This is a genomic window from Halanaerobium sp. MA284_MarDTE_T2 (assembly GCF_003337245.1).
Classification (GTDB): domain Bacteria; phylum Bacillota; class Halanaerobiia; order Halanaerobiales; family Halanaerobiaceae; genus QPJE01.
On record NZ_QPJE01000001.1, the window covers coordinates 127,888 to 152,888 of the forward strand.

A 25,001-nucleotide genomic window follows, 5' to 3' on the forward strand; every position below is an offset into this window, starting at 1 on the left:
ATTTTTATGCTCAAAAAATCTAAAATTAAGGAACTTGCCAAAAAAGCAGGTTTTGATATATGCAGAATTACAGATAAAATTGAATTTGCTGTCGAAAAAAATATACTAAAGAAAAGGGAAAAACGTGGATATTGGCCTTCTCCTTTTTTTAATAAAGATATTAACAAAGTTTGTGATATTAAACAAATATTTTCCGATGCAGAAACTGCCGTTGTACTTGCAGTATCCTATCAGCAAAAAGCAGACAATAATCCCTATTTATCAAAATATATTGGGAAAAATGACTATCACATATATATTTACAATATGTTGGAAAATTTAATTAAAATGCTGCAGAAAGAAGCTGAAAAACCATTTAAATTTCAAAAATTTGTTGATACAGCTCCTTTTATGGAAAGAGCTCTTGCCAGAAATGCAGGAGTCGGTTTTACCGGAAAAAATTCTTTTATCATTAATCCAGAATATGGTTCATTTATATTTTTGGCTGAAATAATGCTAAATTTAAAAATAGAACCGGACAAAAAATTAAATATAGACTGTGGAAGCTGCAGAAAGTGTATAGACAGCTGTCCAGCAGAAGCTATAATAAAACCTTATCTGACTGATTTCAGTAGATGTATAAGCTATCTGACTCAAAAGAGAGGTATTTTAACTTTAAAAGAAAGAAAAATAATTGGCAAAAATATATGGGGATGTGATGTATGTCAGGAAGTATGTCCTTATAATAAAAATGTTAAACATAGTAGACATCCAGAATTAAAACTGGATAAATTATTTGTTATTGAATATTTTATAAATATTGATAGGAAACATCCTCCTTTAGAATTAAAGGAAATGGCTTTATCCTGGCGGGGTTTCCGTATTTTACAGCGTAATGCAATTATAGCCGCTGCTAATTCAAGAGCTGAAAAATATTTTACTATAATAAAAAATAAATTGGAAGACAGATCACCGATAATTAGATTTTATGCAGTCTGGGCACTAATGGAAATTAATGAAAGCAAGGCATATAAAATTTTAGAAGAACTTCTGTATATAGAAGACAGCAAAGTGGTAAAAGCCGAAATAAAACGGCTGTTAAATGATAATTATTAGATTTTCAGCAGATCAAACTTTAGACATTTTTAAAGGGAATTTGTTTATATTATATCTGCTTTAAAAATTGAGTAGTAATAAATTCAGCAGTATATGAAATACAGGGAGGAATATTTTTGATGGAAATAAAAATGTGTGATGAAACTTTGGAGTTTTATTCACCGGTTACAGTAGAAAATATTATAGAAAATAGCTCAGTTAAAAAAAAGAAAAATGTTATGGCGGCAGTTATAGCTAATCAGGTTTATGATTTAAATGAAATAATAACTGATGATACAGAGATAACTCCTATTTTTATAAATTCTGAGCTTGGAAATCGAATTTACAGGAGAAGTCTTTTTTTAGTTCTGGCAAAAGCAGTATATGAGCTGTTTCCAGAAGCTATTTTAAACATTGAAATTTCTCTGAGCAATGGTATATACTGTGAACTAAAAAAAGAAAAAAATATAAGCAAAAAAGATATATATGATATTAAAAGTAAGATGAAAGAAATTATTGAAGCAGATTTAAAAATTATTAAAAAAGAATTTTCTCAGGCAGAACTTTTGAAAATATATGAAAATCAGAACTGCGATTTTCGAAAAAAACTTATAAAAGAGAGAGATAAAGACCTGTATAAAGTTTATGAATTAGATGGATATTATGATTATTTTTATTATAATATGGTGCCTTCAACAGGATATTTAAATGAATTTGATCTGCACCTGCGTATACCTGGGTTTATCCTTTTATTTCCTAAATTTTTTGAAGAAAAGATTGTACCACCTTTTAAAGAACAGCCAAAACTGGCAAAAGTTTATTTGGAGTACGAGAAACTTGGAGAAATTTTAGATGTTAATAATGTTGTTGATTTAAATCAGGTTGTAGCAGATAAAGAATATGGTGAGCTAATAAGGATAGCAGAAGGACTGCATGAAAAGAATATAGCAAAAATTGCTGATCAGATTAAAGGGGGTATGCCGAGGAATAAAATTATTTTAATTGCAGGTCCTTCAGCTTCTGGAAAAACAACTTTTACACACAGACTTTCAACACAGCTTAGAATAAATGGATTAAGGCCTGTACAAATATCTGTTGATGATTATTTTGTCAATAGAGATGAAACTCCTCGTCATAAAGATGGAAGTTATAATTTTGAATCTATAAATGCTATTGATCTTGAATTATTTAATAATCATCTTCTACAGCTTATCCAAGGCAAAAAGATAGAACTTCCTGTGTTTAATTTTGAGAAAGGTATTAGAGAAAAAAGTGGGAAGTTTTTGTTTTTAAAAGAAGACCAGCCGATTTTAATAGAAGGGATACACGGTCTTAATGACAGGATGACTGAAACTATTCCCCAGGATCTAAAATTTAAGATTTATGTAAGTGCTTTAACACAGATAAATATAGACTGTCATAATAGAATACCTACTACAGATACGCGTTTAATAAGAAGAATTGTCAGAGATAATCAGTACAGAGGCCAAACTGCTTCCGGCACTTTAGAATTATGGACATCTGTAAGAAAGGGTGAAGAAAAAAATATCTTTCCTTTTCAGGAAAATGCTGATGTAATGTTTAACTCTGCTTTAATATATGAGCTGTCAGTATTAAAAAATTATGTAGAGCCACTGCTGAAACAGATTGATAGAACAGATAAAAATTACTTTCAGGCACAGCGGCTCCTGAAAATATTGGGCAGTTTTAAAGCAATTCCGGATAATGAAATACCGCTGACATCTATTTTAAGAGAATTTATTGGTGGCAGTGTGTTCAGATAAAATTGTATACAGCTGCCTTTTTATATCCTGCCAGCTGTCAGCTCTGTATATGAGATTATTTTTTTCAATATCTTTATTGTGATATTTGCTGACCAGAATAACAGGGATATTTTTTTTAGAAATTGCTAGAGCATTAAATTTATTATCTTCAATAAATAGCTTTAATTTTAGTTTTTCAGCCAGAGGGGCTTTGTTGTCTTCATGGTAAAGTTTGTCATAGGGTATATCATATTTTTTAAGCCAATTTTTGGTTAAAGTATTGTATTTACTGTGTCTAGCAGTAATCAATATAAGTGTAAAATCTCTTTCTTTTAATTCTTCTAAAGTTTCTTTAGCACCTTCTGCTGGGGTTGCTTGTCTATAAATATTTTCCAGCTCTTTTTTTAAAAAAAGATTTAATTCTTCAGTATTTAAACCAAAAGCCTCAGCAAGATTATAAGTATTTTTGCGCAAGTTTATATTTCGACCAAAAAATTCAGTCATTTTCTGCTGCCAGATACTGTTGTTTTTCGGACCTTCTTCAGTCAGTACACCGTCTATATCTATACCAAGTTTATTGTGCATTTTTTACCTCCCGTGTGCTATTATCTACTTGCTTTTATTTTAGATAATATGTTATCATTTTTTTAACGATAAGTCCAACAATAAAAGGGGGAAACACATAATTGGAGAAAAAAACAAAAGAAATTGTTAATCTTCTTTCACTAAATTATCCAAATCCAACTACAGCATTAAATTTTTCCACACCCTTTGAACTTCTTATTGCTACTATATTGTCAGCTCAGACAACAGATGTTCAAGTAAATAAGGTTACAAAAGAACTTTTTAAAACTCACTCCCGACCAGAAGATTTTGCAGAAATGGACCCTAAAGAGCTGGAAGAGAAAATAAAGAGTATAGGATTGTTCCGAAATAAAGCGAAATTTATTGTCAAAACCAGTGAAATGATTTTAAAAAATTATGATGGAAAGGTACCAGAAGAAAGAAAAGAACTGGTAAAACTTTCCGGAGTCGGCAGAAAAACTGCCAATGTTGTGCTGGCCAATGCTTTTAATAAACCTGCCTTTCCTGTGGATACACATGTTTTTAGAGTTTCAGCCAGGCTGGGACTTGCTGATGGGAAAAATGTGCAAAAAACTGAAGAAAAGCTGACTAAAAAAGTAGACAAAAAATACTGGATTGATCTCCACCACTGGCTTATTAATCATGGACGTGCTGTGTGTAAAGCTCAAAATCCAGACTGTGAAAACTGTTTTTTAAGTCATTTATGTAAATACTATAAAAATAAAAAAGGAGAATAATTATGAAACAATACAGTGTAAAAAAGGTTTTTTTAGGGAGACTTCAAAAAGGTGATGATCTTCTCAAAGAAATAACTGCATTTGTTAAGGAAAAAAATATTGAAACAGGTTTTATTAATGTGATAGGAGCCGCCACTAAAGCCGTTTTTGGCTATTATGATATGCAGAAAGAAGAATATGAGTTCATTACCAGAAAGGGAGAATTTGAGATACTTAATGTTAGTGGTAATGTGTCAATAAAAGATGGCGAACCAATGGTACATGCTCATATTTTATTTGCTGATGATAAGGGAAACACTTTTGGAGGTCATCTTGCAGAAGGAACTAAAATTTTTGCCGCTGAATTATATATTCAGGAACTTGAGGGTGAAGCTCTTGTGAGAGAATTTGATAAGGAGACAGGACTTACGCTTTGGTAAATATGAATCAGAGAAGGGGATAATATGAAAAAAATATTTGTGTTAGATACAAATGTACTATTAAATAATCCGCGAGCATTATTTTCTTTTGAAGATAATGATATAATTATACCACTGGCTGTTGTGGAAGAAATAGATAATTTAAAAAGCAATAATTCAGTTCTCGGCTATAATGCCAGAGAAACTTCCCGACTGCTAGAAGAGATTAGAACAGAGGGAAGACTTGATAAAGGTGTTAAATTAAAAGAAGGTGGGATTTTACGTATAGTTATAAATGGAAAAGATCTGCGCATCCCTAAAGGGTTAAGTGCCAGCAAAATGGATAATAGAATTATTTCCACAGCACTGCATATACAGGAAGATAATCCTGATCTGAAGGTGGTATTAATTTCAGATGATATAAACTTAAGATTAATTGCTGATGCGTTTGGTCTAAAAGCTGAAGAGCACAGCTCAACAAAGCTATCAGATGAACAAATTTATACTGGTTTTAAAGAAATTCAGGTTCTTTCTTCAGTAATTGATAAGTTTTATTCTGAAGAAGAAATTAGTCTGGAAGACTTAAATTTGGATGAAAAGCTGGATATGTTTCCAAATGAATTTCTACAGCTTACAGCTTCAGATCAGAACAAAAAAACTGCTCTGGCCTGTTATAATGGAACTAAATTAAAAAAGCTAAAATATAATAGAAGTACTCCTGCTAAAATTAGTCCCCGAAACAGAGAACAGCAGCTGGCTGTTGAGCTTTTGTTAAATGATGATATAAAACTGGTTACTTTATCAGGAAAAGCAGGAACAGGTAAAACTCTGCTTGCAGTTGCAGCTGGTTTAAGTAAGGTAGTTGATGAAAACAAATACAGCAAACTACTTGTGGCCCGGCCTATTATGCCCATGGGAAAAGATCTGGGATATCTTCCTGGAGAAAAAGAAGAAAAACTTTCACCATGGATGCAGCCTATATTTGACAATTTAGATTTTATAGTTCACAGAAATAAAAGTGATAAATATATATATCAAAAGCTTTTAAACTCCGGTTTGATTCAGATAGAAGCTTTAACCTATATTCGAGGAAGATCTGTTCCTGATCAGTTTTTAATTGTTGATGAGGCACAAAATTTATCTCTACATGAGGTTAAGACAATAGTGACAAGAGCCGGAGTAAATACAAAAATAGTGTTTACTGGTGATCCATTTCAAATCGATAATCCATATTTGAATCTTCATAAAAATGGTTTAAATTATCTTGCACATAAATTTCATAAAGAAAAAATTGCCGGACATGTTATGTTAAAACAGGGTGAAAGATCTGAACTTGCCAGAATTGCCAGTGAATTGCTTTAATGTGGGAGAAAGGTTATGAATAAAATATTTGGAGTGATTATTATATCGGCACTGCTTTTTGGTTTGTTTTTCGTACTGGGAGATTTTTGTGTTTATAATTATCCGGGTACAGATTTGGATGCTGGTATTATAATTGCAAATGACAATTTATCTAAAATTGCTCTTTCCAGTGCAAAAAGAAAATTTTATAATGGCGAATACTCTGCAGCTGAAGATATATATATAGATCTTATTACTAAAAAACCATATGAAGTAAAATATCGCAGAGATTTATCTGCTGTTTATGCAGATTTAGGTGAGGTAAAAAAAGAAAATATGTCTCTTCTAAAAACTGCAATTTTGAGTGGAGAAAGCCGTGATTTTCTTGATTTAGCAGTAAATTATTATCAGATAGGAAAACTTGATACAGCCATTTTTCTGCTTGAAAACAAGGTGGCCGATAAAAAACTAGGCTTAGAAGAATTTTTGTTTAAAAAATATTTTCTGCTGACTGCTTTAAATATAGAAAAAGAAAATATAGATAAAGCCGAAAATTATCTTATTAAAGCCGAAGAATATTCATTCAGTGACAGCAGAGTTTTTATCCTTAAATCTGCTTTAGATGAACTAAAAAATAATTATTATGCTGCTTATCAAAATTTGTATCAAGCATATGAAAATGATAAAAGCAAAACATTTCTCTTTAAAGATATGGCATTATTATTGGAAAAAGCTGATGAAGAAATTAAAGCTTATAATCATTGGCAGAAAGCCTTTGCTTATGGTTGGTTTAAGGGGCTGGCCCTGGAAAAAATAAATTATTATAAGGATAAATATCCTTCTTTAAGAATAGAAAGGGAAAAAGAAACACCAGAAAAAATAAATCCCTTCAACTTAAAGGCAGATTGGACTGAACTCAGTAAAATTTCTTTTGAAGAAAAATCAAAAAAAATAAAAGTAGGTCTGCAGGAAAATAATAAAAATTTAGTTTTTCAATCTAAATCTGATTTTAAAATAATAAAAAACAGTACAGTCCTTTTTAATGGAGAAAAAATGGAAAACTATATATTAAATATTGACACAGGAAATCTTTATATAGAGTATAAAACTGGAAGGACAAAACTAGGTGAGGTAGAAGGTAATTACGAAATTTCAAATGAAGAATATTCTTCTTTTTATATATTTAACTTAAATTATGGAGAGGGATATTTCTGGCAGGGAAGAGAAAGTCGTCAGTATAGAGGTGATCTCCTTATAAAAGGAGATGGTTCTCAATTTACTATCATAAACAATATAGATTTAACATCATATTTAATATCTGTAGTACCTTCTGAAATTTATGCTTCCTGGCCTGATGAGGCCTTGAAAGCACAGGCAATTGCAGCCAGAAGCTATACTCTTTCTAATTTAGGAAGACATAAGGATGATGGTTATGATTTGTGTTCAACAGTTCACTGCGCGACATATAATGGTGTAAAAAGCGAACACCCCAATACAACAGAGGCTGTACTATTTACACAAGGGGAAACTGCTTATTATAAAGATAATATAATAGAAGCTGTTTTCAGCAGCAATAGCGGTGGTTTTACGGAGAGAAGTGATGAAATCTGGCAGAGTGATTTACCTTATCTTAGAGGGGCAAATCAGATGATAGATGAAAGTTACAGTTTTCCTCTTTCTCCATACGAGTTGAAGAAGTGGATAGTTACTGAGCCTGAATCATATTCTAAAAAATACGGCGGCAATAGATACAGATGGCAGCTGAATATTAGTAAAGAGGTACTTGAATACAGTAGTAAATTACAAAATATTAATAAAATATCTATAACAGACAGAGCTTCTGGTGGAACTGTTACTAAATTGAAGATAATTGGAGATTCTGAAGAGAAAATATATTCAGGTTATCAGATAAGAAGAGTATTTGCTGGTATTAGAAACAGCAGGATTATTTTGGAGCCCATATACTCCAATTCGGGAGAATTTTTAAGTGTTAATATATATGGAGCTGGATGGGGACATAATTTAGGCTTTGACCAGTCTGCAGCAGCTGGTATGGCAGCAGAGGGATGGAGTTATCGGGAAATAATAAATCACTTTTATCCAGAAACTGAAATAAGAAAATTTTCGAAAAGTGATTAAATGAAAACACTTGAAATTTATTTTAAGATAATGTATAATTATTTAAAAGAAAATAATATCTTCAGGGTTTGGTGAGGTGAAAACCAATTCCAGACCGGTGGTGATAGTCCACGAGCATATGCTGAACTGGTGAAATTCCAGTACCGACGGTAAAGTCCGGATGAGAGAAGATAATTTAAAAAAATTTCCCTGGAGTTAAACCAGGGATTATTTTTTTCCCGGAAGATAAAAATAATAAAAAGGAGTATTAAACATGGCTACAAAAAAAATAACAAATATCGCTGTATTATCAGCATTTTCATTAGTGATGATGCTGACAGTAAGGTTTCCACTTTTTCTGCCATTTCTTATTTATGAACCAGGTGATATTCCAATATTGATTATTGCTTTTTTATATGGTCCACTACATGCACTTGGAGCAACTTTCTTGCTTTCAGTTTTAATGGCTGTATTTACAGGTCTGGGAGGTCCATTTGGAGCATTTATGCATTTCCTAGCTACAGGTGTTTTTGTGGGTGTAGCTGGCTATATATACCATATTAATCACACCAAAAAAGGTGCTGTTATTGGACTTATTATGGGCTCTATAAGTATGACTGCTGTTATGGCAGGAGCTAATATATTATTAAATCCTATTTTTTATGGTATTCCCAGAGAACAGGTAATAAATATGATGCTGCCTGGAATTCTTCCTTTTAATTTAACAAAAGCTTTTCTTAATTCAGGTATAACTATCTTTGTCTATAAGAGGCTGGCAAATTTTTTAAGAGAAAAAGGCCTAATTTCAGCGGCGGAAAGCAATTAATATCTTTTACAAATTCATATTTTAGGTGTTTGACAATAAACCTTTCCTGAGATAAAATTCTATTGAAGGGAGAGGTTCATTTGCGTATTTCATTTTTAGGTACAGGTACTTCACATGGAGTACCTGTTATTGGATGCAGCTGTAAGGTATGTAAATCAAAAAATCCCAAAAACAAAAGAAATAGAACATCAATTCATATAAAAACTAAAAATACTAATCTGCTGATTGATACACCACCGGAAATGCGGTTGGAGTTAATAATGAACAATATTCAGCATGTAGATGCAGTACTGATTACACATGCACATGCAGATCATATTATGGGGTTTGATGATATAAGAGCTTTAAACTGGCAGTTAGGCCATGAAATGCCGGTTTATTCTGATAAAAAAACATTAGAAAGTTTGAAAAGAATTTTTCCATATATATTTTCTAAAGAAAATCATGGTGGTGGAATACCACAGGTAGAATTAATTGAGATAAAAAAAGAGTTAAAAATTTATGGAGAAAATATTATTCCGCTTCCTATTTATCACGGTAAAAATTTGATTTTAGGTTACAGAATTAAGAAATTTGCATATATTACTGACTGCAGTAGCATTCCTGATCAGACAAAAAAACTGTTGACTGGAGTAGATTATATAGCAGTTGACTCACTGCGGTATTAAAAACATCCCACTCATTTTTCAGTTGATGAAGCCGTTGATTTAATAAATGAGCTAAATATAAAAAAAGGATATTTAACTCATATTTCTCATCAGTTAGATCATGAAAAATTAAATGATTATCTACCTGATTATATAGAACCAGCTTATGATGGAATGGTTATAGAAGTTTAGGAATATAAATAGTTCCCCTAAAATTAGCTTTAATGCTGCCAGAGGGGGGATTTTTATCATTAACAAAATTTTTAAATTTTAAAATTTAGCTTATAATATTAAGAGAGGTTGATAATAGTGAATGTTGTATTAGTAGAGCCTGAGATACCACAAAATACTGGAAATATTGCCCGCACATGTGCTGTGACCGGTGCATCTCTGCATTTGATTCGTCCGCTTGGATTTTCAACTTCTGATAAATATTTAAAAAGAGCTGGATTGGATTACTGGGATAAGCTGGATATAACATATTATGATAATCTGGATGATTTTTTTGAAAAAAATCAGGGAGGCCGTTTTTTCTTTGTTACGACGAAAGCTCCAAAATCATATCATGAGTTTAAATATAAAAAAGATGATTTTTTTCTTTTTGGTAAAGAAACTGCCGGTCTTGATAACAAACTTCTTAAAAACAACTTAAATAAATGTATTAGAATACCGATGAAGCAGAATCTGCGGTCATTAAATTTGGCTAATTCAGTATCTATAATTATATATGAGGCTTTAAGACAGAATAATTTTTCTGGATTAGAAAAAAGTGGTCTTTTAAAAAAGGAATTTTAAAATATATATTGAATTATATTAAATAGTGTAGAATAAATAGAATAAAATATGATAGTTGTGAAAGGAGGGAAGAGATGGCGAAAAAAAATTTAATAGTGCTTTTCTAATTTTGTTAATATTTTTATTTGTTTTTTCTGTTTCAGTATCTGCCTTTAAAGTAGATATCAGAAGTAGAGGTAAAGATGTAAAAGAAGTTCAAAGGATGCTGCAGCAGATGGATTATGATGTAAGTCCTGATGGTATATTTGGTCAAAGAACCAAAGAAATTGTTGAGGAATTTCAGCAAAAAGAAGGTTTGAAAGTTGATGGTGTTGTTGGGAATAAAACATATCAGCTTTTAAAAGCTAGAACTCAAAGCGAAATTTATACTGTTAAAAAAGGGGATACCCTATCTGATATTGCAGATAAGTTTAATATTACTATTTCTGAACTTAAAAGAATAAATGGCTTAAATTCCAATATAATTAAAATAGGACAGGAACTGAACATAAAAAATAATTATATAACGGATAATAAATCAGAAAATAAAAATGATGAAGAAAATAATATTCTTATTGTTCATGAAGTAAAATCTGGTGATACACTTTCAGAAATAGCACATAGATATAACACTTCTATAAAGGCACTTCGTGAAAAAAACAATTTAAATGGTGATTTTTTAAGCATTGGCAAAAAAATTATTATTAGGAACAGTAAGATTGATGCTGATGCCAGCAGTGAAGATCAATCCTCAGAAGATAGTATTCTTTATGAAGTTAGAAAAGGTGATACACTATCTGAAATAGCTGATAGATTTAATATTACTGTTTCTGAACTTAAAAGAGAAAATAGTATTAAATCTAATTTTATAAAAGTTGGACAAAAACTTTTGATTAATAATAATGGAATTGGAAGTTCAAAACTAGAAGTAAATAATATTGAAAGCATTGTACATAAGGTAAAAAAAGGAGAAGCTCTTACCATAATTGCGAAAAAGTATGGAACTGATGTAGATACAATTAAACAGGCTAATAATCTGCATGGAGATAAAATTTATGCTGGACAGGAATTGGTTATTAGAAATTTCACTTCATCTGGACCAATACAGTTAAAAAAAGGAGTTTTTATATGGCCTGTAATGGGCAGGATTTCTTCTAATTTTGGCTGGAGAAACCACCCTGTTAAAAGAAGTCGAGAATTTCATAATGGGCTTGATATTGCTGTACCGAATGGAACTGCTGTTAAAGCGGCTGCTTCTGGAACAGTTACGCAAAGCAGCTGGATGACTGGATTTGGCAGAACTATAATTATTGATCATGGCAATAACGTAGAAACTCTGTATGCTCATAATTCCAGACTGCTTGTATCTGTTGGTACAGAAGTTAAAGCAGGACAAAAAATAGCACTGGCTGGAAGCAGCGGATTAAGTACAGGATCTCATCTTCATTTTGGAGTTTTATTAAATGGGAAACCTATTAACCCTGTTAATTATCTTCCTTAAATTTGAAAAAATTTTCTTTAGAAAAAATCTTTCGAACTTTTTATTACAGTAAGTTAAATTTTGTTGATATCGTAAATTATGGATCTATAAATTATATCCACAATAAACCATTTAGTATAATTACCTCGATATTAAAAAAGCAGATAAAATTTATCTGCTTTTTTATAATTTTACTATTGACAAGTAAAATAAATAGTGTTATTATATATAACGTCGCAAGATAAAAGGGCCATTAGCTCAGTCGGTAGAGCACCTGACTTTTAATCAGGGCGTCGGAGGTTCGATTCCTCCATGGCTCACCACATTGCCGCGGGGTAGAGCAGTCTGGTAGCTCGTCAGGCTCATAACCTGGAGGTCGTCGGTTCGAATCCGGCCCCCGCAACCATTTTTATTTTTTTGATTTAAATTAATTAGGGTCCATTAATTAGTGTCCTATAAGGCACTAATATTTTTATGGTGAGATAGCTCAGTCGGTAGAGCAGTGGATTGAAAATCCACGTGTCGACAGTTCGATTCTGTCTCTCACCACCATTTTATGAATTATGAAAGGACAGGTTTTTGCCTGCCTTTTTTTTGATTATATTTTTTATAAGTTATTTTTTTAAAATTATAGATCCGGCATTTCATCAATGGCGCTTTTCTTTTCTTCATTATCTACATGTGTATAAATCTGTGTGGTTGAAATGTTTGAGTGGCCCAGAAGATCCTGAAGCACCTTAATATCTTTAGTCTGACGATATAGTGTAGAAGCAAAGGTATGGCGAAGTTTGTGTGGAGTTATTTTTTCCGCTCTGCTTAATCCTGCTTTTTTTGCATATTTTTTTACAAAAAGCTGAATAGTTCTTGGATTAATTCGTCTGCCATGCCGTGATATAAAGACTGCCTGTCTGGCATCACTTTCCGTAATTTTAATTGAATTTCTTTCCCTCATATAGCGTCTGATAGCTAAAATTACATCATTATGCAGTGGTACATAACGTTCTTTTTTGCCTTTTCCATAAAATTTTATTGAACCGTCATCAAAATCAATGTTATCGAAATCTAAATTTACAAGTTCCGAAATTCTGAGACCTGCATATAGAAATAATTTTACTATTGCAAGATCTCGTAGGCGGTTGATACCCCCATATTCATCGATAGCTTTTATAAACTGCTGTGCTTCTTTTAGTTTTAAATAAATTGGTTCAAGACGAGTATCAGTTTTACTGCTTTCTATTGCTTCTGCAGGATTTTTATTTACTATACCATAATGTAAGAGGTATTTATAAAAAGAGCGAATAGCAAATAATTTTCTGTTTCTGGTTACTGCTTTATTATCATTTACTATTACAGCATCTGCCAAAAATTCTGATATATCCAGCCTATCAACTTCACCTGCACTAAAATTTTCTTTAAAGTCTAATTCTTCTCGCAAATAATCATATAATTGATGCAGATCACTGTCATATTCCTTAATTGTAAGTCTGGAATAACCTTTCTCTATCTCAAGATATTTTTTAAATTTATTTACTGCCTGTAAAAAATTGAGCTGAGAAATATTAATCACTTCCTTTGTTTAAGTTTATATTTGTTTATTTAGTAATTTAATTTTATGCTTGCCAAAAAGCACATAAAATTATACATTTTATTTTTATTATATCTTATTATATCTTATTATATCTTATTATATCTTATTATAAATTATAATTATAATTATAATTTTATATTGATTGGGATAATATATTTAACCTATATATCAATTATTCAATTAAAGATCCGTAAATCCTTTTTATATTAACTCTTGACCTTCTCTGACCTTTATATTATAATATTTATAGAAATTAAAAAATTGTATATAAATTATTAAGGGGGAATAAAAATGGATATGGAAAACTTTACTCGAAAAGCACAGCAGAGTTTGGTTGAGGCACAAAATATTGCCAAAGACTATCAGCATCAGGAGATATTCCCTGCCCATTTATTTCAGGCATTATTAAATCAGGATGATGGTATTGTTATTCCACTTCTACAGAAGTCGGAAGCTAACCTGACGAAACTTAAAGCAGAAAATGAAAAGCTGTTAAAAAGATTACCTCAGGTCTATTCTGAACAGGGTGGGCAGGTATATATGTCATCACAGTTAAATGATATTATGCGTGAGGCAAAAAAAGAGGCAGAAGGTATTGGAGACCAATATATATCTACTGAACACTTTTTGCTGGCAATGTTAAAGGATAGAAAAACTAATTTAGGTAAATTACTTTATGAGCAAAATATATATTACAATGAAATGAAGCAGATCATTAAAGAATTCCGTGGAGGAGATAAAATAGATTCACAGCAGGGCGAAGATAATTTCAATGTTTTAGAAAAATATACAATTGATATTACTGACCAGGCTAGAGAAGGTAATTTAGATCCAGTTATTGGACGAGATAATCTAATTAGAAGAGTAATGCAGGTTCTCTCAAGAAGGCGCAAAAATAATCCTGTTTTAATAGGGGAACCGGGTGTTGGTAAGACTGCAATTGTAGAAGGGCTGGCACAGAGAATAGTAAACGGTGATGTCCCAGAAAACTTAAAAAACAAAAAAGTGATTTCTCTTGACATGGGGTCATTAGTTGCTGGAACAAAGTTTAGAGGGGAATTTGAAGAGAGGTTAAAATCAGTTTTAAAAGAGATTAAAAAAGCTGAAGGACAAATAATTCTTTTTATTGATGAAATGCATACACTGGTTGGGGCAGGTGCTACAGAAGGATCAATGGATGCTGCCAATCTTTTAAAGCCTGCTTTAGCACGTGGAGAACTGCACTGTGTTGGAGCAACTACTTTAGCAGAATATAAAAAACACATCGAAAAAGATGCAGCATTAGAAAGAAGATTTCAGCCGGTACAGGTTTCTGAACCTAATATTGAAGATACTATTTCAATTTTAAGAGGATTAAAAGAAAAATATGAAATTCACCATGGAATTAAAATAACAGATAATGCAATTGTTGCAGCTGCTAAGCTTTCTGATAGATATTTAACCGAAAGGTTTCTGCCTGATAAGGCTATTGATTTAATTGATGAAGCTGCCTCTAAAATTAGAATTGAAATTGATTCTATGCCAATGGAAATAGATGAACTGGACCGCAAAGTACGCAGGCTGGAAACAGAAAAAGAAGCTCTTAAAAATGAAAATACAGATGAAGCTCAGGAAAGACTAACTGAAATTGAAGAAAAACTCCAGGAATTAAAAGATCAGCGTGACCCACTTCGTTTAAAATGGAAAAACGAAAAAGATCAACTGGCAAAAATACAGGAACTTAAAGAAAAAATTGATCAGGTTGAATATCAGGCTGAAGCTGCAGAAAGAGATGCTAATTATGAAGAAGCAGCACGCCTGCGCTATGGTGAGCTTAATGAGCTTCGCAAAAAATTAACAGAGGTCAGCCAGAAAGTAGAAGAATCGCAAAATGAAGCCGGCCATTTGGTTAAGGAAGAAGTAACAGAAGAAGATATTGCAGAAATCGTTTCACTCTGGACTGATATTCCTTTGCAGAAACTGATGGAAGAAGAAAAAGAAAAGTTGATTCATTTAGAAGATCATTTGGAAAAACGTGTTGTCGGGCAGCATGATGCTGTTAAAGCAGTCAGCAATGCAATTCGCCGTTCACGCACAGGTCTTCAGGATTCAAATCGACCACTTGCTTCCTTTATGTTTATGGGACCAACCGGAGTTGGTAAAACTGAACTTGCCAAAACACTGGCTGAATATCTTTTTGATGATGAACGGGCTCTGATTAGAATTGATATGTCTGAGTATATGGAAAGACATGCAGTTTCTAAGCTAATTGGTTCACCTCCAGGCTATGTTGGTTTTGAAGAGGGTGGACAGCTGACAGAAAAAGTAAGACGCAACCCTTATTCTGTAATTTTATTTGATGAAATAGAAAAAGCTCATCCGGATGTTTTTAATATTCTGCTGCAGATACTTGATGATGGTGTTTTAACTGACAGTCAGGGTAAGGAAGTTGATTTTAGAAACACAGTAATTATAATGACTTCTAATGTTGGTTCACAGTATATTCAGGATTTAGATGATGAAGCTAAAATTAAAGAAAAAATTGATGAAGCACTTAAAGTTCAGTTTAGGCCCGAATTTTTAAATAGAATTGATGAAAAGATAATTTTCCATTCTTTGAGCAGAGAGGATATATTTAATATTATTGATATTCAAATATCTTATCTGCAGGAAAATTTATCTGAACAGAATATAGAAATTGAACTAACAAGAACAGCAAAAGAAGAACTTTTAGAACTTGGTTTTGACCCTGCTTATGGTGCTCGTCCTTTAAGGAGAGTTATTCAAAATCAGATTAAAGATGAATTGGCTATGCTCTTATTGGAAGAAAAAATTAAAGAAGGAGATATGGTAGAAGTAGATTTTGAAAATGGTAAATTTAAGTTCAATTTAATACAAGAAAAAGTTATTTAAACAATAAAATTATCTACAGTTAATAAATTTGGCAGATCAAAAGAAGAGCAGGTCTTAAGACCTGCTCTTAAGTAATTTATAATAGAAATTACCAGTATTCCTGCTCATATATATTTTCACTTAGATTTAATTTTATCAAATTGCTATTAAAAATATACGTACTATTTGCTGTTTAGAAAAAGATGTGTAAAAAAATTACAAAAAAATGGGAATAATCTTTGATAAGATAAGTTGACACCTGACAATATATCTGCTAAACTTTTATTAAATTCAATAAAATATTGAATTTAATAAAATGAGATGGAGGATGAGAGAATGAATAAGAAGAGTGGAGAAGAGAACAGGGAAGGATTTTTTGGTGATTTTGGAGGTAGTTTTGTACCTTCAGAATTAGCAGTTGTTTTAAAGGACTTAAAAGATGCATTTTATGAAATTAAGAATAAAAAGGATTTTCAGGATGAACTTGCCAATTTATTTAAAGATTATGTCGGTAGACCAAGTCCTTTATATTTTGCCAAAAATTTAACTGAAGAAATTGGTGGAGCAAAAATTTATCTAAAAAGAGAAGATTTAAATCATACAGGTGCCCATAAAATTAATAACTGTATTGGTCAAGCATTACTTGCTCGGGAAATGGGTAAAAAAAGAATTATTGCAGAAACCGGTGCCGGTCAGCATGGAGTAGCAGCTGCAACTGTATGTGCTTTATTTGGTATGGATTGCATTATCTACATGGGTGAAATTGATATTAAACGACAGCAGTTAAATGTTTTTAGAATGGAGCTTTTGGGAGCAGAAGTAAAGGCTGTCAGTGCTGGAGATGGAACTTTAAAAGAAGCTGTAGATGAAGCTTTAAAAGATTTTGTAAAAAATGCTGATAATACTTTTTATATGCTAGGATCTGCAGTTGGTCCGGATCCATATCCAACTATGGTAAAAGAATTCCAGTCAATTATTGGAAAAGAAGCTAGAAAACAAATTCAAGAAAAAGAAAATAAATTGCCAGATTATATAGTTGCCTGTGTGGGTGGTGGCAGTAATGCTATAGGTCTGTTTGCACCTTTTGTAGATGATAAAACAGTAAATATTTTGGGTATTGAACCAGGTGGTAAAGGTGTTAAAGCCGGTGAAAATGCTGCACCATTAAGCTATGGTAAACCTGGTGAACTGCATGGTTTTAAAAGTTATGTTTTATATGATGATGATATTGTTTCACATACGCATTCAATAGCAGCAGGTCTGGATTATCCTGGAGTGGGTCCGGAGCACAGCTATCTTAAAGAATCAGGTAGAGCTAAATATACTACAGCAAATGATCAGGAAGCAATAAATGCATTTCATTTATTATCAGAAAAAGAGGGTATTATACCTGCTTTAGAGAGTGCTCATGCTGTGGCTGGAGGTCTTAAAGTAGCTGCTGAATTAACAAAGGATCAAATTGTTATAATTAATCTTTCTGGACGGGGAGACAAAGATGTAGTCCAAATTAAAGAATTACATGAAAAAGGAAAAATAAATTGATTAAGTTTAAGAGGTGATATTAGTGGAAAAAGCAGAATTTAATCAGATTTTAAATGATTATAATATTGTTTTACCTGGAGGAGTATTTTTAACAACTAAATATAATGGTGAAGTAAATACAATGACTATGGGATGGGGAACGGCAGGATTTGTTTGGAATCAAAATATTATAATGGCGCCTGTCAGAAAGTCACGCCATACACATCAGCTTATAGAAAATAGTGATTATTTTACAATTAGTGTACCATTGAATGGCCAGTTTAAAAAGGAACTGCAGTTTTGTGGAACTAGATCCGGTAGAGATCATGATAAAATTAAAGAATTGGGTCTAACACTGATGGAAGTTGAAGAAACTAAAGTTCCAATTATAAACGGAAATGATCTGCATTTTATATGTAAAATTAAATATCATCAGGATATGATCAAAGAAAATCTAGATGAAGATATTTTAGAAAAGAAATATCCAGATGAAGTTATGCATACATTTTATTATGGAGAAGTTGTGGCAGTATATAAAGAGTAATAATAATTGAATTAGATGTAAAAATGTAATCTATAAATTATTTTAAATAATAACTTCGTAAAATTATTATTTTACGAAGTTATTATAAATTTGGGAAGTATTATGCTAGAAATTATATATGTTATTAAAATTAGAAATATCCCATAATCTTAAGTAAACTTAAGATTATGGGATATTAAAAATAAAAATCAAAAGTTTGTACAGTCAAATTTTTGGTAGGCCGTTTTTACTATTTTAGTTTTTACTATAATATATAAATATTTTTATATAAATATTTATATAATTTTCATTTTTCAACTTTATTTTAGCTTTATTTTAAGCTGTTTTGCATAAATTCTCTATATCTTCTATGTACAGTTGATTTTGATACATCATATCCCAGTCCTCTAAGTGTTGCTGCAATATCTTTAAAACTAAGTTCAAGTTTTTTTAAACGAATTATTTCTTCAATAGGAATATCTTTTCGCTGTCTTCCTCCTTTATCAGTGTTTTTTAAATTATCTGCGGGATTAAATCTGCTTTCATTTATTTTTTTTCTCATTGCTCTACTTATTTTTCTGTTTGTCAGTTTTTGCTGATATGTTTCAATTACAGATAAAATTTCCAGAATCATATTTTCCAAATCATTTAAAGCAATAGCACCTTTATCAGCATAAGAAATGATTTTCCCGTCCATATTTAATATTTGATGTATTAAAGCCATTTTTGCATTTCCTCTCCCCAATCTACTGCTGTCCTGTATGAGGAGAGTGTCTGCCTTTTTATCTCTTATCAGCTCTAAAACCTCCAGCATTCCCTTTCTTGTTTCATCAAAACCGCTTTCTTTTTCTTCAATAATTTTTATAATTTCCATATTATTTTCGGATGCATAATTTATTAATTCTTCTTTTTGCCTTTTTAAACTGCCTGCCTGACTATCTTTTTCTGTACTGACTCTTGTATAAATTACTGTTTTTTGTTTGTTAGTCATTATAAAAAATCCTTTCTAATTAAAGATGTTTTCTAATTTATAGGGAGAATTATCTGTTCCCCGGGTGATATTATAGAATTATCTAAATTATTCACTTTTTTAATTGTATAGATTTTTTTTCTCAAATCAACTTTATTACCATAATGATTATCTGCAATTGACCATAATGAATCTCCTTTTTTGACAATGTATTGATTATATTCAATTTCATTATTCCCGGAAGAAATTAGAGTAAAGATCACTGTTATTAATACTAACAGGATAAATATTGTTACTAGTATAAAAGTCAGTTTTAATAAAACATTTTTACCTCTGTCTGTATTATACTGTTTCTTTTTTCTAATAGAATTAGCTGTATACATAATCAACTCCCCCTTTATACATACAAATGTACTAAACACATGTTCTTTAATGTAATTATAACAATACATATGTTCATTGTCAAGAAAAAGATGAACGATTGTTTGTTATATTTAATATCATATGGTATAATATATTATAGTCAGGAGGGATTTATTAATGAATGAATTATCCGACCGTCAAAAGAGTATATTAAAGTTTATTATGAGAGAAATAGATGAAAAAGGTTATCCTCCATCTGTGAGAGAAATTGGAAGTGCAGTTGGGTTAAAATCTCCTGCATCTGTTCACAGCCACCTAAAAACATTAGAAAAATTAAAATATCTGCGCAGAGATCCTTCTAAACCCCGTGCTATTGAAGTGATTTATGAGAATGATAATATAGAAAAGGATAAAAAAGAAATGCTAAAAATTCCAGTTGTAGGTAAGGTAACAGCAGGTGAACCTATCCTGGCTGAAGAAAATATAGAAGATTATTTCCCTTTTCCGGTTGATTATCTAAAAGTTAGAAATAAAGAAATTTTTATGCTTCAAGTTAGTGGAGATAGTATGCACGATGCAGGTATTTATGATCATGACTATGTAATTGCACAAAAACAGAATCATGCAGAAAATAGAGATATTGTAATAGCTTTGCTTGATGATGAAGCAACTGTAAAAAGATTTTTTAAAGAAGACGATTATATACGGCTGCAGCCAGAAAATGTTGCATATGAGCCCATTATTTCTAAAAATGTAGTTGTTTTAGGAAAAGTTATTGGCCTTTATAGAAATCTCAGTTTTTAATTTTAATTTTGTAATTTAAATAAAAAATTCTCCATCTATATAGATGGAGAATTAATAATTTACAAACTTCCGCTGCTTTTTAATTCTTTTATTCTATCAGCGGATTTTTTTATTATTTTAAAATCATGCCAGCTGTATTTTTTCATTTTTTTGTTGCGCAAAAGATAGGCTGGATGAAAAGTAGGGAGAATAAAATACTCTCCTCGCTGGATCCACTTCCCCCTCAATTTCGTTATAGAGGCATCTGGGTCAATTAAAAATTTCAAAGCTGTTGATCCCAAAGGAACTATAACTTTTGGTTCTATAAGATTAATTTCAGCCATTAAAATTGAAACACAGGATTCGAACTCCTCTTTTGTTGGGACTCTATTCCCTGGAGGCCTGCATTTAACAATATTGGTTATGTAAATATCTTCTCTTTTTAAATTAACCGCTTCTAGTATTTCATTCATCAGTTTGCCGGCTCGTCCTACAAAAGGTCTCCCCAACCTGTCTTCATTTGCACCAGGTCCTTCTCCAATAAGCATTATCTTGCCGGTTAAACTGCCCTCTCCCATAACCACACCATTACATTTTTTTCGCAAGAGGCATCTACTGCATTTTAGTGCTTCATTTTTTAATTTATTATAATCATTATCTGGATAGGAAAAGAGCTGTACAATATTAAAATTTCCTTCCTTGTCAAAAAGCATTCAAAAGCCTCCTAAATATTAATTCCTTTCAAGTAGTGAATTTACAAGTGAACCTGCCTGAGAAGCTTCAAAAAAAGCTTTAATTAAATTATCTTTTTCATAATATATAACTGCTTTTAGTAAATGTGAATAATTATTGTCTTTAATTTTTAAAGCAGAATTGATATATTTAAAAGCATTATCATAATCTTCAAGTTCTAAATATGCTGCAGCTATATGATTTCTTGTCCACTGATTTTTGGGATCATTTCTAATAACAAATTTAAAAATATTTATTGCTTCATTATAATTTTCATTAATTACTTCTTTAAAAGCAGCATAATTTAATAATAAAATATTTTGAGTATCAGAAAATTGGTCAAGTGGTTTAAGATAGTTCTGAACGGCAGCATTGAATTCTTCTCTATTAATACTACCGTCAAAACTATTTATAATATCATATGCTTTATCAATTTGCCCTGTATTTGCATAAGAAAGAGCAAGATTATAATTTGCAATAATATTATTAGGAGCGGTTTGTAAAATGTATTTGCTGTTGGATTTTAATAACTTCCAATTAAAATTGGAATAAGCACAGGCATTTAAGGAAAATATAGATAAAAATATTGTAAAAATAATTATTATTAATATTTTTTTTTTCAAAATTATCAACTTCCTTATCAACTTCCTATTTAAAGTAGAATATTTATTTAATCATCTTCTTTAACAATTTCGAGAAGTCCACTTATCTTTTCAACAGGTGCAATAGTAGAAATAGCATGTTTATAAATCATCTGATCTCTTTGATCACTTTTTAATATGATTGTGAAATTATCATAACCTATAATTTCGCCTTTTAATTGATAGCCATTAACAAAATAAACAACTACTTCAATATTATTTTCGCGCACATGATTAAGAATTTCATCCTGATAATTCTTCTTATTATTCATAATTATGCAGCCTCCTATTATTATATATTCTTATACTTAAAAATTCAATATATAGGTCAAAAATCCTGCAAAGTTATAAAATTATAAAAATATTTAAGCCGATAATAAAGATCATTGGACATTCTTACCTCAAAGGACATTCTTACCTCAAAAAACCAGTTTAAACTGGTTTGGGATTTTTTTTATTGATAGTTATGTCTTTCATCTTATTTACTGCTCCTTTATTATATCTAAAATATTATTTTTCATTTCTTCTGGAGAATTTTTATCTGCATTTAATTCTATCAAATTATTTTCTTTTCTCAGCCATGTCAACTGGCGTTTGGCAAAATGTCTTGTCCTTTTCTTTATATTATTTATGGCTTCTTTTAACGAAATTTTTTTGTTAAAATATTCTATAACTTCTTTGTAACCCAGTGCCTGTTTTGCAGTTTTACTTAAATCATAATTGTCCAGCAGGTATTTTACTTCATCTATTAAGCCAGATTCTATCATAAAATCTACTCTTTGATTAATTCTATTGTATAGATTTTTTCTCTTCCGCTTTACAACAAATTTTACTGAATGATAGCGAGGAGGTTTTTTTTTCTGCATTTTTTTATAGTAAGTTTTTGTTCTGCCTGTCTGCTCAAAAATTTCTATTCCTCTGATAACCCTTCTTAAATCATTGGGATGGAGTTTTTCTGCAAGTTTGGGATCCCTTTTTTTTAAAATACTGTGAACATGTTCTGTTCCTTTTGATTTTGCCAGATAATTTAATTTTTTTCTTAATTTATAGTCAGGCTCTATATCAGGCAGCATAAAACCTTCCAGAACAGCTTTAATATAAAGAACTGTTCCACCAACAATGATAGGAATTTTATTTCTTGCCCTAATATCCTCTATTATTCTATCAGCATCTTTCTGAAACAAACTGACAGAATACTCTTTATCTGGTGTAATAATATCTATTAAGTGGTGTGGAATTGTACTGCGTATTTTTTTATCTGCTTTAGCGGTTCCGATATTCATATCTTTATAAATCTGCATGGAATCAGCAGATATTATTTCACCATTAAGCACTTCAGCTAGTTTTATAGAAAGATCTGTTTTTCCTACAGCTGTTGGACCTGTTATTACTAATAATTTATCCATTATCTCCCAAGACCTCTTTCTATTTCTTTTTTGCTAATTTCTATCATTATTGGACGACTATGAGGACATCTATACGGATTTTCTGTGGTTAAAAGATCTTTAATTAATTTGATACTTTCATTTTTATTGAGCGGCCTCCCTGCTTTAATTGCACTTCTACAGGCTAGATACTTAATCATTACCTCTTTTTGTTCAGCTATATTAAGAGTTTTTCCTTCTTTAAGTAAATTACCTATAAGATTTTCGATTATATTTCTTGTTGATTTATCTTTTAATAATGATGGAACTTCCTCAATAAGTATTGTATTACCACCAAAATCAGAAAATACTATACCAAGCTTGTTAAGAGATTCTTTATATTTATTTACTATTTCTTTTTCTTCTGGTGATAGATCTATTTTTACCGGCAGCAGCAGAGCCTGATTTGTGTTATTTTTACTATTATATTCTGCAAAAAGATTTTCAAAAAGGATTCTCTCATGGGCATTGTGCTGATCAATTATTTTTATTCCTGTTTCAGTTTCTATAGTTAGATAGCTGTTAAAAATTTGACCAAGATATTTAAATTTTATATTTTCCTCACTTACATAGTGTTCTTTTGAATATTCATAATTATCTTCATAATTCACTTGTTTTTTATAAGGTGGATTATTTTTAATATTTTTTTTCGAAATATAATTTGTATATTGCTTATTTTGATAGCTGCTGTACCTGTCATGAATAGAATTTTTATTATTTAATTGTTTATTATTAACTGTGCTTAAAAAAGTATTTTGATCAAAAGATTGCTGAATTTTTTCAGGGCTGATTTTAGGCTGACTATTATTTTTATTAGTATTGTTTTTGTTAACATTAACAATTGGAGTTGGATTTTCATTTTTTAATATTTTTCTTAAACCTTTACTTATAACATCAAAAATAATTTGATTACGGCTGAATTTAACTTCTTTTTTTGCCGGGTGAACATTAACATCAACTAGAATAGGATTTACATCAATAAATAAAAATACAACTGGATATCTACCTGGATCGAGCAGTCTTTTATAAGCTTTTTCCACTGCACTGGTTGCAGTTCTGTTCAATATTGGACGTTTATTTACAAAAAAAAGCTCATGGCTTCTGCTGGCGCGGGATATATTAGTATTACCTATATATCCATTTAATTTTATATAGCGGTCTTCTATATTCACTTCAATTAAGTTATTTGCAATTTCTTCACCATAAATAGCAAAAATAGTATCTTCTAATTTACCATTACCCGGTGTTGTAAGTACATTGTTTTTATTGTGATTAAGTTTAAACTGGATTTCTGGATATGCAGCAGCTTCAGCGCTTACAATTTTGCTTATATGTCCAAATTCTGTAGATGTAGTTTTTAAATATTTATATCTTGCCGGTGTATTATAAAATATATCACGTACTGTAATTTCAGTTCCTATCTGACAGCCTACTGGTTTTTTAGATTCTATTTTGCCGCCGATTATTTTTATTTCCATACCGGATTCTTTACTTTTATGTCGGCTTATCATCTTTATTTTTGCAACAGAAGATATACTGGAAAGCGCTTCTCCTCTAAAACCGAGAGTAAAAAGTGAGTAAATATCATCTATATTTTTAATTTTGCTTGTTGCATATCTGCAAAAAGCCATTTCCATATCTTCAGGAAGAATACCGGTACCATTATCTTTAACATGTATTTTTTCTCTTCCTCCTTCAGAAATGTTGACCTCTATTTTATTTGCTTCTGCATCAATAGAGTTTTCTATTAATTCTTTAACAATTGAAGCAGGTCGTTCAACTACTTCTCCGGCAGATATTTGATTGGCAACATTTTGTGGGAGTTGTTTAATTATACCCATT

Annotated in this window: 23 protein-coding genes, 3 tRNA genes and 1 riboswitch; of the genes, 17 read left to right on the forward strand and 9 right to left on the reverse strand. The window is 30.9% G+C overall.

Going from position 1 to position 25,001, the window contains the following annotated elements; genetic code table 11:
• Positions 1 to 6: 6 nt before the first annotated feature.
• A complete protein-coding gene (queG, locus tag DFR78_RS00590) occupies positions 7 to 1,095 on the forward strand; it encodes a tRNA epoxyqueuosine(34) reductase QueG (protein ID WP_114456907.1) in 1,089 nt (362 codons plus the stop codon).
• A 119-nt stretch (positions 1,096 to 1,214) separates the two neighbouring features.
• Entirely contained in the window at positions 1,215 to 2,858 is a 1,644-nt protein-coding gene (locus tag DFR78_RS00595; RefSeq protein WP_114456908.1) for a nucleoside kinase, read from the forward strand.
• Here the strand turns inward: DFR78_RS00595 and DFR78_RS00600 are convergent.
• On the reverse strand, positions 2,823 to 3,422 hold the full coding sequence (locus tag DFR78_RS00600; RefSeq protein ID WP_114456909.1) for a hypothetical protein: 600 nt from the start codon (positions 3,420 to 3,422) through the stop codon (positions 2,823 to 2,825). The genes DFR78_RS00595 and DFR78_RS00600 overlap by 36 nt on opposite strands.
• 101 nt (positions 3,423 to 3,523) lie before the next feature.
• On the opposite strand from DFR78_RS00600, the gene nth reads away from it, so the two are divergent.
• The 11 genes from nth (at position 3,524) to DFR78_RS00655 (ending at position 12,295) form a co-directional block, all read left to right on the forward strand.
• Positions 3,524 to 4,159 carry an endonuclease III gene (gene nth / locus DFR78_RS00605; protein WP_114456910.1) on the forward strand — a complete coding sequence of 212 codons (636 nt, stop codon included), beginning with the start codon at positions 3,524 to 3,526 and terminating at the stop codon, positions 4,157 to 4,159.
• Between the two features lie 2 nt (positions 4,160 to 4,161).
• The gene (locus tag DFR78_RS00610; RefSeq protein WP_114456911.1) at positions 4,162 to 4,578 is read left to right on the forward strand and encodes a PPC domain-containing DNA-binding protein; all 417 of its coding nucleotides are present in this window, start codon (positions 4,162 to 4,164) and stop codon (positions 4,576 to 4,578) included.
• A 24-nt stretch (positions 4,579 to 4,602) separates the two neighbouring features.
• Positions 4,603 to 5,919 (forward strand): PhoH family protein, encoded by a 1,317-nt coding sequence (locus DFR78_RS00615; protein ID WP_114456912.1) that lies wholly within the window; start codon positions 4,603 to 4,605, stop codon positions 5,917 to 5,919.
• A gap of 15 nt (positions 5,920 to 5,934) precedes the next feature.
• Complete coding sequence (locus DFR78_RS00620; RefSeq protein ID WP_114456913.1) at positions 5,935 to 8,037, forward strand: SpoIID/LytB domain-containing protein; 2,103 nt, start codon at positions 5,935 to 5,937, stop codon at positions 8,035 to 8,037.
• Positions 8,038 to 8,090: 53 nt separating this feature from the next.
• Positions 8,091 to 8,213: riboswitch (FMN riboswitch) on the forward strand.
• Positions 8,214 to 8,290: 77 nt separating this feature from the next.
• Complete coding sequence (locus DFR78_RS00625) at positions 8,291 to 8,842, forward strand: ECF transporter S component (protein ID WP_114456914.1); 552 nt, start codon at positions 8,291 to 8,293, stop codon at positions 8,840 to 8,842.
• An 80-nt stretch (positions 8,843 to 8,922) separates the two neighbouring features.
• Positions 8,923 to 9,510 carry an MBL fold metallo-hydrolase gene (locus DFR78_RS00630; protein WP_233486924.1) on the forward strand — a complete coding sequence of 196 codons (588 nt, stop codon included), beginning with the start codon at positions 8,923 to 8,925 and terminating at the stop codon, positions 9,508 to 9,510.
• Positions 9,511 to 9,792: 282 nt separating this feature from the next.
• Positions 9,793 to 10,284: a tRNA (uridine(34)/cytosine(34)/5-carboxymethylaminomethyluridine(34)-2'-O)-methyltransferase TrmL gene (trmL, locus tag DFR78_RS00635; protein ID WP_114457025.1), complete on the forward strand. Its 492-nt coding sequence runs from the start codon at positions 9,793 to 9,795 to the stop codon at positions 10,282 to 10,284.
• A gap of 109 nt (positions 10,285 to 10,393) precedes the next feature.
• On the forward strand, positions 10,394 to 11,764 hold the full coding sequence (locus tag DFR78_RS00640; protein ID WP_114456915.1) for a LysM peptidoglycan-binding domain-containing protein: 1,371 nt from the start codon (positions 10,394 to 10,396) through the stop codon (positions 11,762 to 11,764).
• Between the two features lie 226 nt (positions 11,765 to 11,990).
• Positions 11,991 to 12,066: transfer RNA gene (locus tag DFR78_RS00645), tRNA-Lys, on the forward strand.
• 6 nt (positions 12,067 to 12,072) lie between these two features.
• Positions 12,073 to 12,149, forward strand: a tRNA-Met gene (locus DFR78_RS00650).
• A 70-nt stretch (positions 12,150 to 12,219) separates the two neighbouring features.
• A tRNA-Phe gene (locus DFR78_RS00655) sits at positions 12,220 to 12,295 on the forward strand.
• Positions 12,296 to 12,371: 76 nt separating this feature from the next.
• On the opposite strand, the gene xerA is transcribed toward DFR78_RS00655, so the two are convergent.
• Positions 12,372 to 13,310 (reverse strand): site-specific tyrosine recombinase/integron integrase, encoded by a 939-nt coding sequence (gene xerA, locus DFR78_RS00660; protein ID WP_114456916.1) that lies wholly within the window; start codon positions 13,308 to 13,310, stop codon positions 12,372 to 12,374.
• Between the two features lie 312 nt (positions 13,311 to 13,622).
• Between xerA and clpB the strand changes: the two genes are divergently transcribed.
• The 3 genes from clpB to DFR78_RS00675 all read left to right on the forward strand — a co-directional run bounded on the left by clpB (position 13,623) and on the right by DFR78_RS00675 (position 18,267).
• Positions 13,623 to 16,223 carry an ATP-dependent chaperone ClpB gene (gene clpB, locus DFR78_RS00665; RefSeq protein ID WP_114456917.1) on the forward strand — a complete coding sequence of 867 codons (2,601 nt, stop codon included), beginning with the start codon at positions 13,623 to 13,625 and terminating at the stop codon, positions 16,221 to 16,223.
• A gap of 315 nt (positions 16,224 to 16,538) precedes the next feature.
• Entirely contained in the window at positions 16,539 to 17,744 is a 1,206-nt protein-coding gene (gene trpB, locus DFR78_RS00670; RefSeq protein ID WP_114456918.1) for a tryptophan synthase subunit beta, read from the forward strand.
• A 22-nt stretch (positions 17,745 to 17,766) separates the two neighbouring features.
• Positions 17,767 to 18,267 (forward strand): flavin reductase family protein, encoded by a 501-nt coding sequence (locus tag DFR78_RS00675; protein WP_114456919.1) that lies wholly within the window; start codon positions 17,767 to 17,769, stop codon positions 18,265 to 18,267.
• Positions 18,268 to 18,577: 310 nt separating this feature from the next.
• Here the strand turns inward: DFR78_RS00675 and DFR78_RS00680 are convergent, their stop codons facing one another.
• Both DFR78_RS00680 and DFR78_RS00685 read right to left on the reverse strand, forming a co-directional pair.
• Entirely contained in the window at positions 18,578 to 19,237 is a 660-nt protein-coding gene (locus DFR78_RS00680) for a recombinase family protein (protein ID WP_114456920.1), read from the reverse strand.
• Positions 19,238 to 19,269: 32 nt separating this feature from the next.
• Entirely contained in the window at positions 19,270 to 19,599 is a 330-nt protein-coding gene (locus tag DFR78_RS00685; protein ID WP_158531681.1) for a LysM peptidoglycan-binding domain-containing protein, read from the reverse strand.
• Positions 19,600 to 19,756: 157 nt separating this feature from the next.
• On the opposite strand from DFR78_RS00685, the gene lexA reads away from it, so the two are divergent.
• Entirely contained in the window at positions 19,757 to 20,383 is a 627-nt protein-coding gene (gene lexA / locus DFR78_RS00690; protein ID WP_114456922.1) for a transcriptional repressor LexA, read from the forward strand.
• A 59-nt stretch (positions 20,384 to 20,442) separates the two neighbouring features.
• On the opposite strand, the gene DFR78_RS00695 is transcribed toward lexA, so the two are convergent.
• The 5 genes from DFR78_RS00695 to mutL form a co-directional block, all read right to left on the reverse strand.
• Entirely contained in the window at positions 20,443 to 21,075 is a 633-nt protein-coding gene (locus tag DFR78_RS00695) for a uracil-DNA glycosylase (protein ID WP_114456923.1), read from the reverse strand.
• Positions 21,076 to 21,093: 18 nt separating this feature from the next.
• Complete coding sequence (locus DFR78_RS00700) at positions 21,094 to 21,717, reverse strand: lipopolysaccharide assembly protein LapB (RefSeq protein WP_158531682.1); 624 nt, start codon at positions 21,715 to 21,717, stop codon at positions 21,094 to 21,096.
• Positions 21,718 to 21,764: 47 nt separating this feature from the next.
• Positions 21,765 to 22,007 carry an RNA chaperone Hfq gene (gene hfq, locus DFR78_RS00705; protein ID WP_114456925.1) on the reverse strand — a complete coding sequence of 81 codons (243 nt, stop codon included), beginning with the start codon at positions 22,005 to 22,007 and terminating at the stop codon, positions 21,765 to 21,767.
• A 210-nt stretch (positions 22,008 to 22,217) separates the two neighbouring features.
• Entirely contained in the window at positions 22,218 to 23,141 is a 924-nt protein-coding gene (gene miaA, locus DFR78_RS00710; protein WP_114456926.1) for a tRNA (adenosine(37)-N6)-dimethylallyltransferase MiaA, read from the reverse strand.
• Positions 23,141 to 25,000, reverse strand: a complete 1,860-nt coding sequence (gene mutL / locus DFR78_RS00715) for a DNA mismatch repair endonuclease MutL (protein WP_114456927.1) — start codon at positions 24,998 to 25,000, stop codon at positions 23,141 to 23,143. Before mutL ends, miaA begins: the two co-directional genes overlap by 1 nt.
• Position 25,001 lies beyond the last annotated feature (1 nt).

What these genes read in the sequence shown, in the direction of transcription:
- queG (WP_114456907.1), top strand. Translation starts at nt 7, where the DNA reads ATGCTCAAAAAATCTAAAATTAAGGAACTTGCCAAAAAAGCAGGTTTT.
- DFR78_RS00595 (WP_114456908.1), top strand. Translation starts at nt 1,215, where the DNA reads ATGGAAATAAAAATGTGTGATGAAACTTTGGAGTTTTATTCACCGGTT.
- DFR78_RS00600 (WP_114456909.1), bottom strand. Translation starts at nt 3,422, where the DNA reads ATGCACAATAAACTTGGTATAGATATAGACGGTGTACTGACTGAAGAA.
- DFR78_RS00610 (WP_114456911.1), top strand. Translation starts at nt 4,162, where the DNA reads ATGAAACAATACAGTGTAAAAAAGGTTTTTTTAGGGAGACTTCAAAAA.
- DFR78_RS00615 (WP_114456912.1), top strand. Translation starts at nt 4,603, where the DNA reads ATGAAAAAAATATTTGTGTTAGATACAAATGTACTATTAAATAATCCG.
- DFR78_RS00620 (WP_114456913.1), top strand. Translation starts at nt 5,935, where the DNA reads ATGAATAAAATATTTGGAGTGATTATTATATCGGCACTGCTTTTTGGT.
- DFR78_RS00625 (WP_114456914.1), top strand. Translation starts at nt 8,291, where the DNA reads ATGGCTACAAAAAAAATAACAAATATCGCTGTATTATCAGCATTTTCA.
- clpB (WP_114456917.1), top strand. Translation starts at nt 13,623, where the DNA reads ATGGATATGGAAAACTTTACTCGAAAAGCACAGCAGAGTTTGGTTGAG.
- trpB (WP_114456918.1), top strand. Translation starts at nt 16,539, where the DNA reads ATGAATAAGAAGAGTGGAGAAGAGAACAGGGAAGGATTTTTTGGTGAT.
- DFR78_RS00680 (WP_114456920.1), bottom strand. Translation starts at nt 19,237, where the DNA reads ATGACTAACAAACAAAAAACAGTAATTTATACAAGAGTCAGTACAGAA.
- DFR78_RS00685 (WP_158531681.1), bottom strand. Translation starts at nt 19,599, where the DNA reads ATGTATACAGCTAATTCTATTAGAAAAAAGAAACAGTATAATACAGAC.
- lexA (WP_114456922.1), top strand. Translation starts at nt 19,757, where the DNA reads ATGAATGAATTATCCGACCGTCAAAAGAGTATATTAAAGTTTATTATG.
- DFR78_RS00695 (WP_114456923.1), bottom strand. Translation starts at nt 21,075, where the DNA reads ATGCTTTTTGACAAGGAAGGAAATTTTAATATTGTACAGCTCTTTTCC.
- hfq (WP_114456925.1), bottom strand. Translation starts at nt 22,007, where the DNA reads ATGAATAATAAGAAGAATTATCAGGATGAAATTCTTAATCATGTGCGC.
- miaA (WP_114456926.1), bottom strand. Translation starts at nt 23,141, where the DNA reads ATGGATAAATTATTAGTAATAACAGGTCCAACAGCTGTAGGAAAAACA.
- mutL (WP_114456927.1), bottom strand. Translation starts at nt 25,000, where the DNA reads ATGGGTATAATTAAACAACTCCCACAAAATGTTGCCAATCAAATATCT.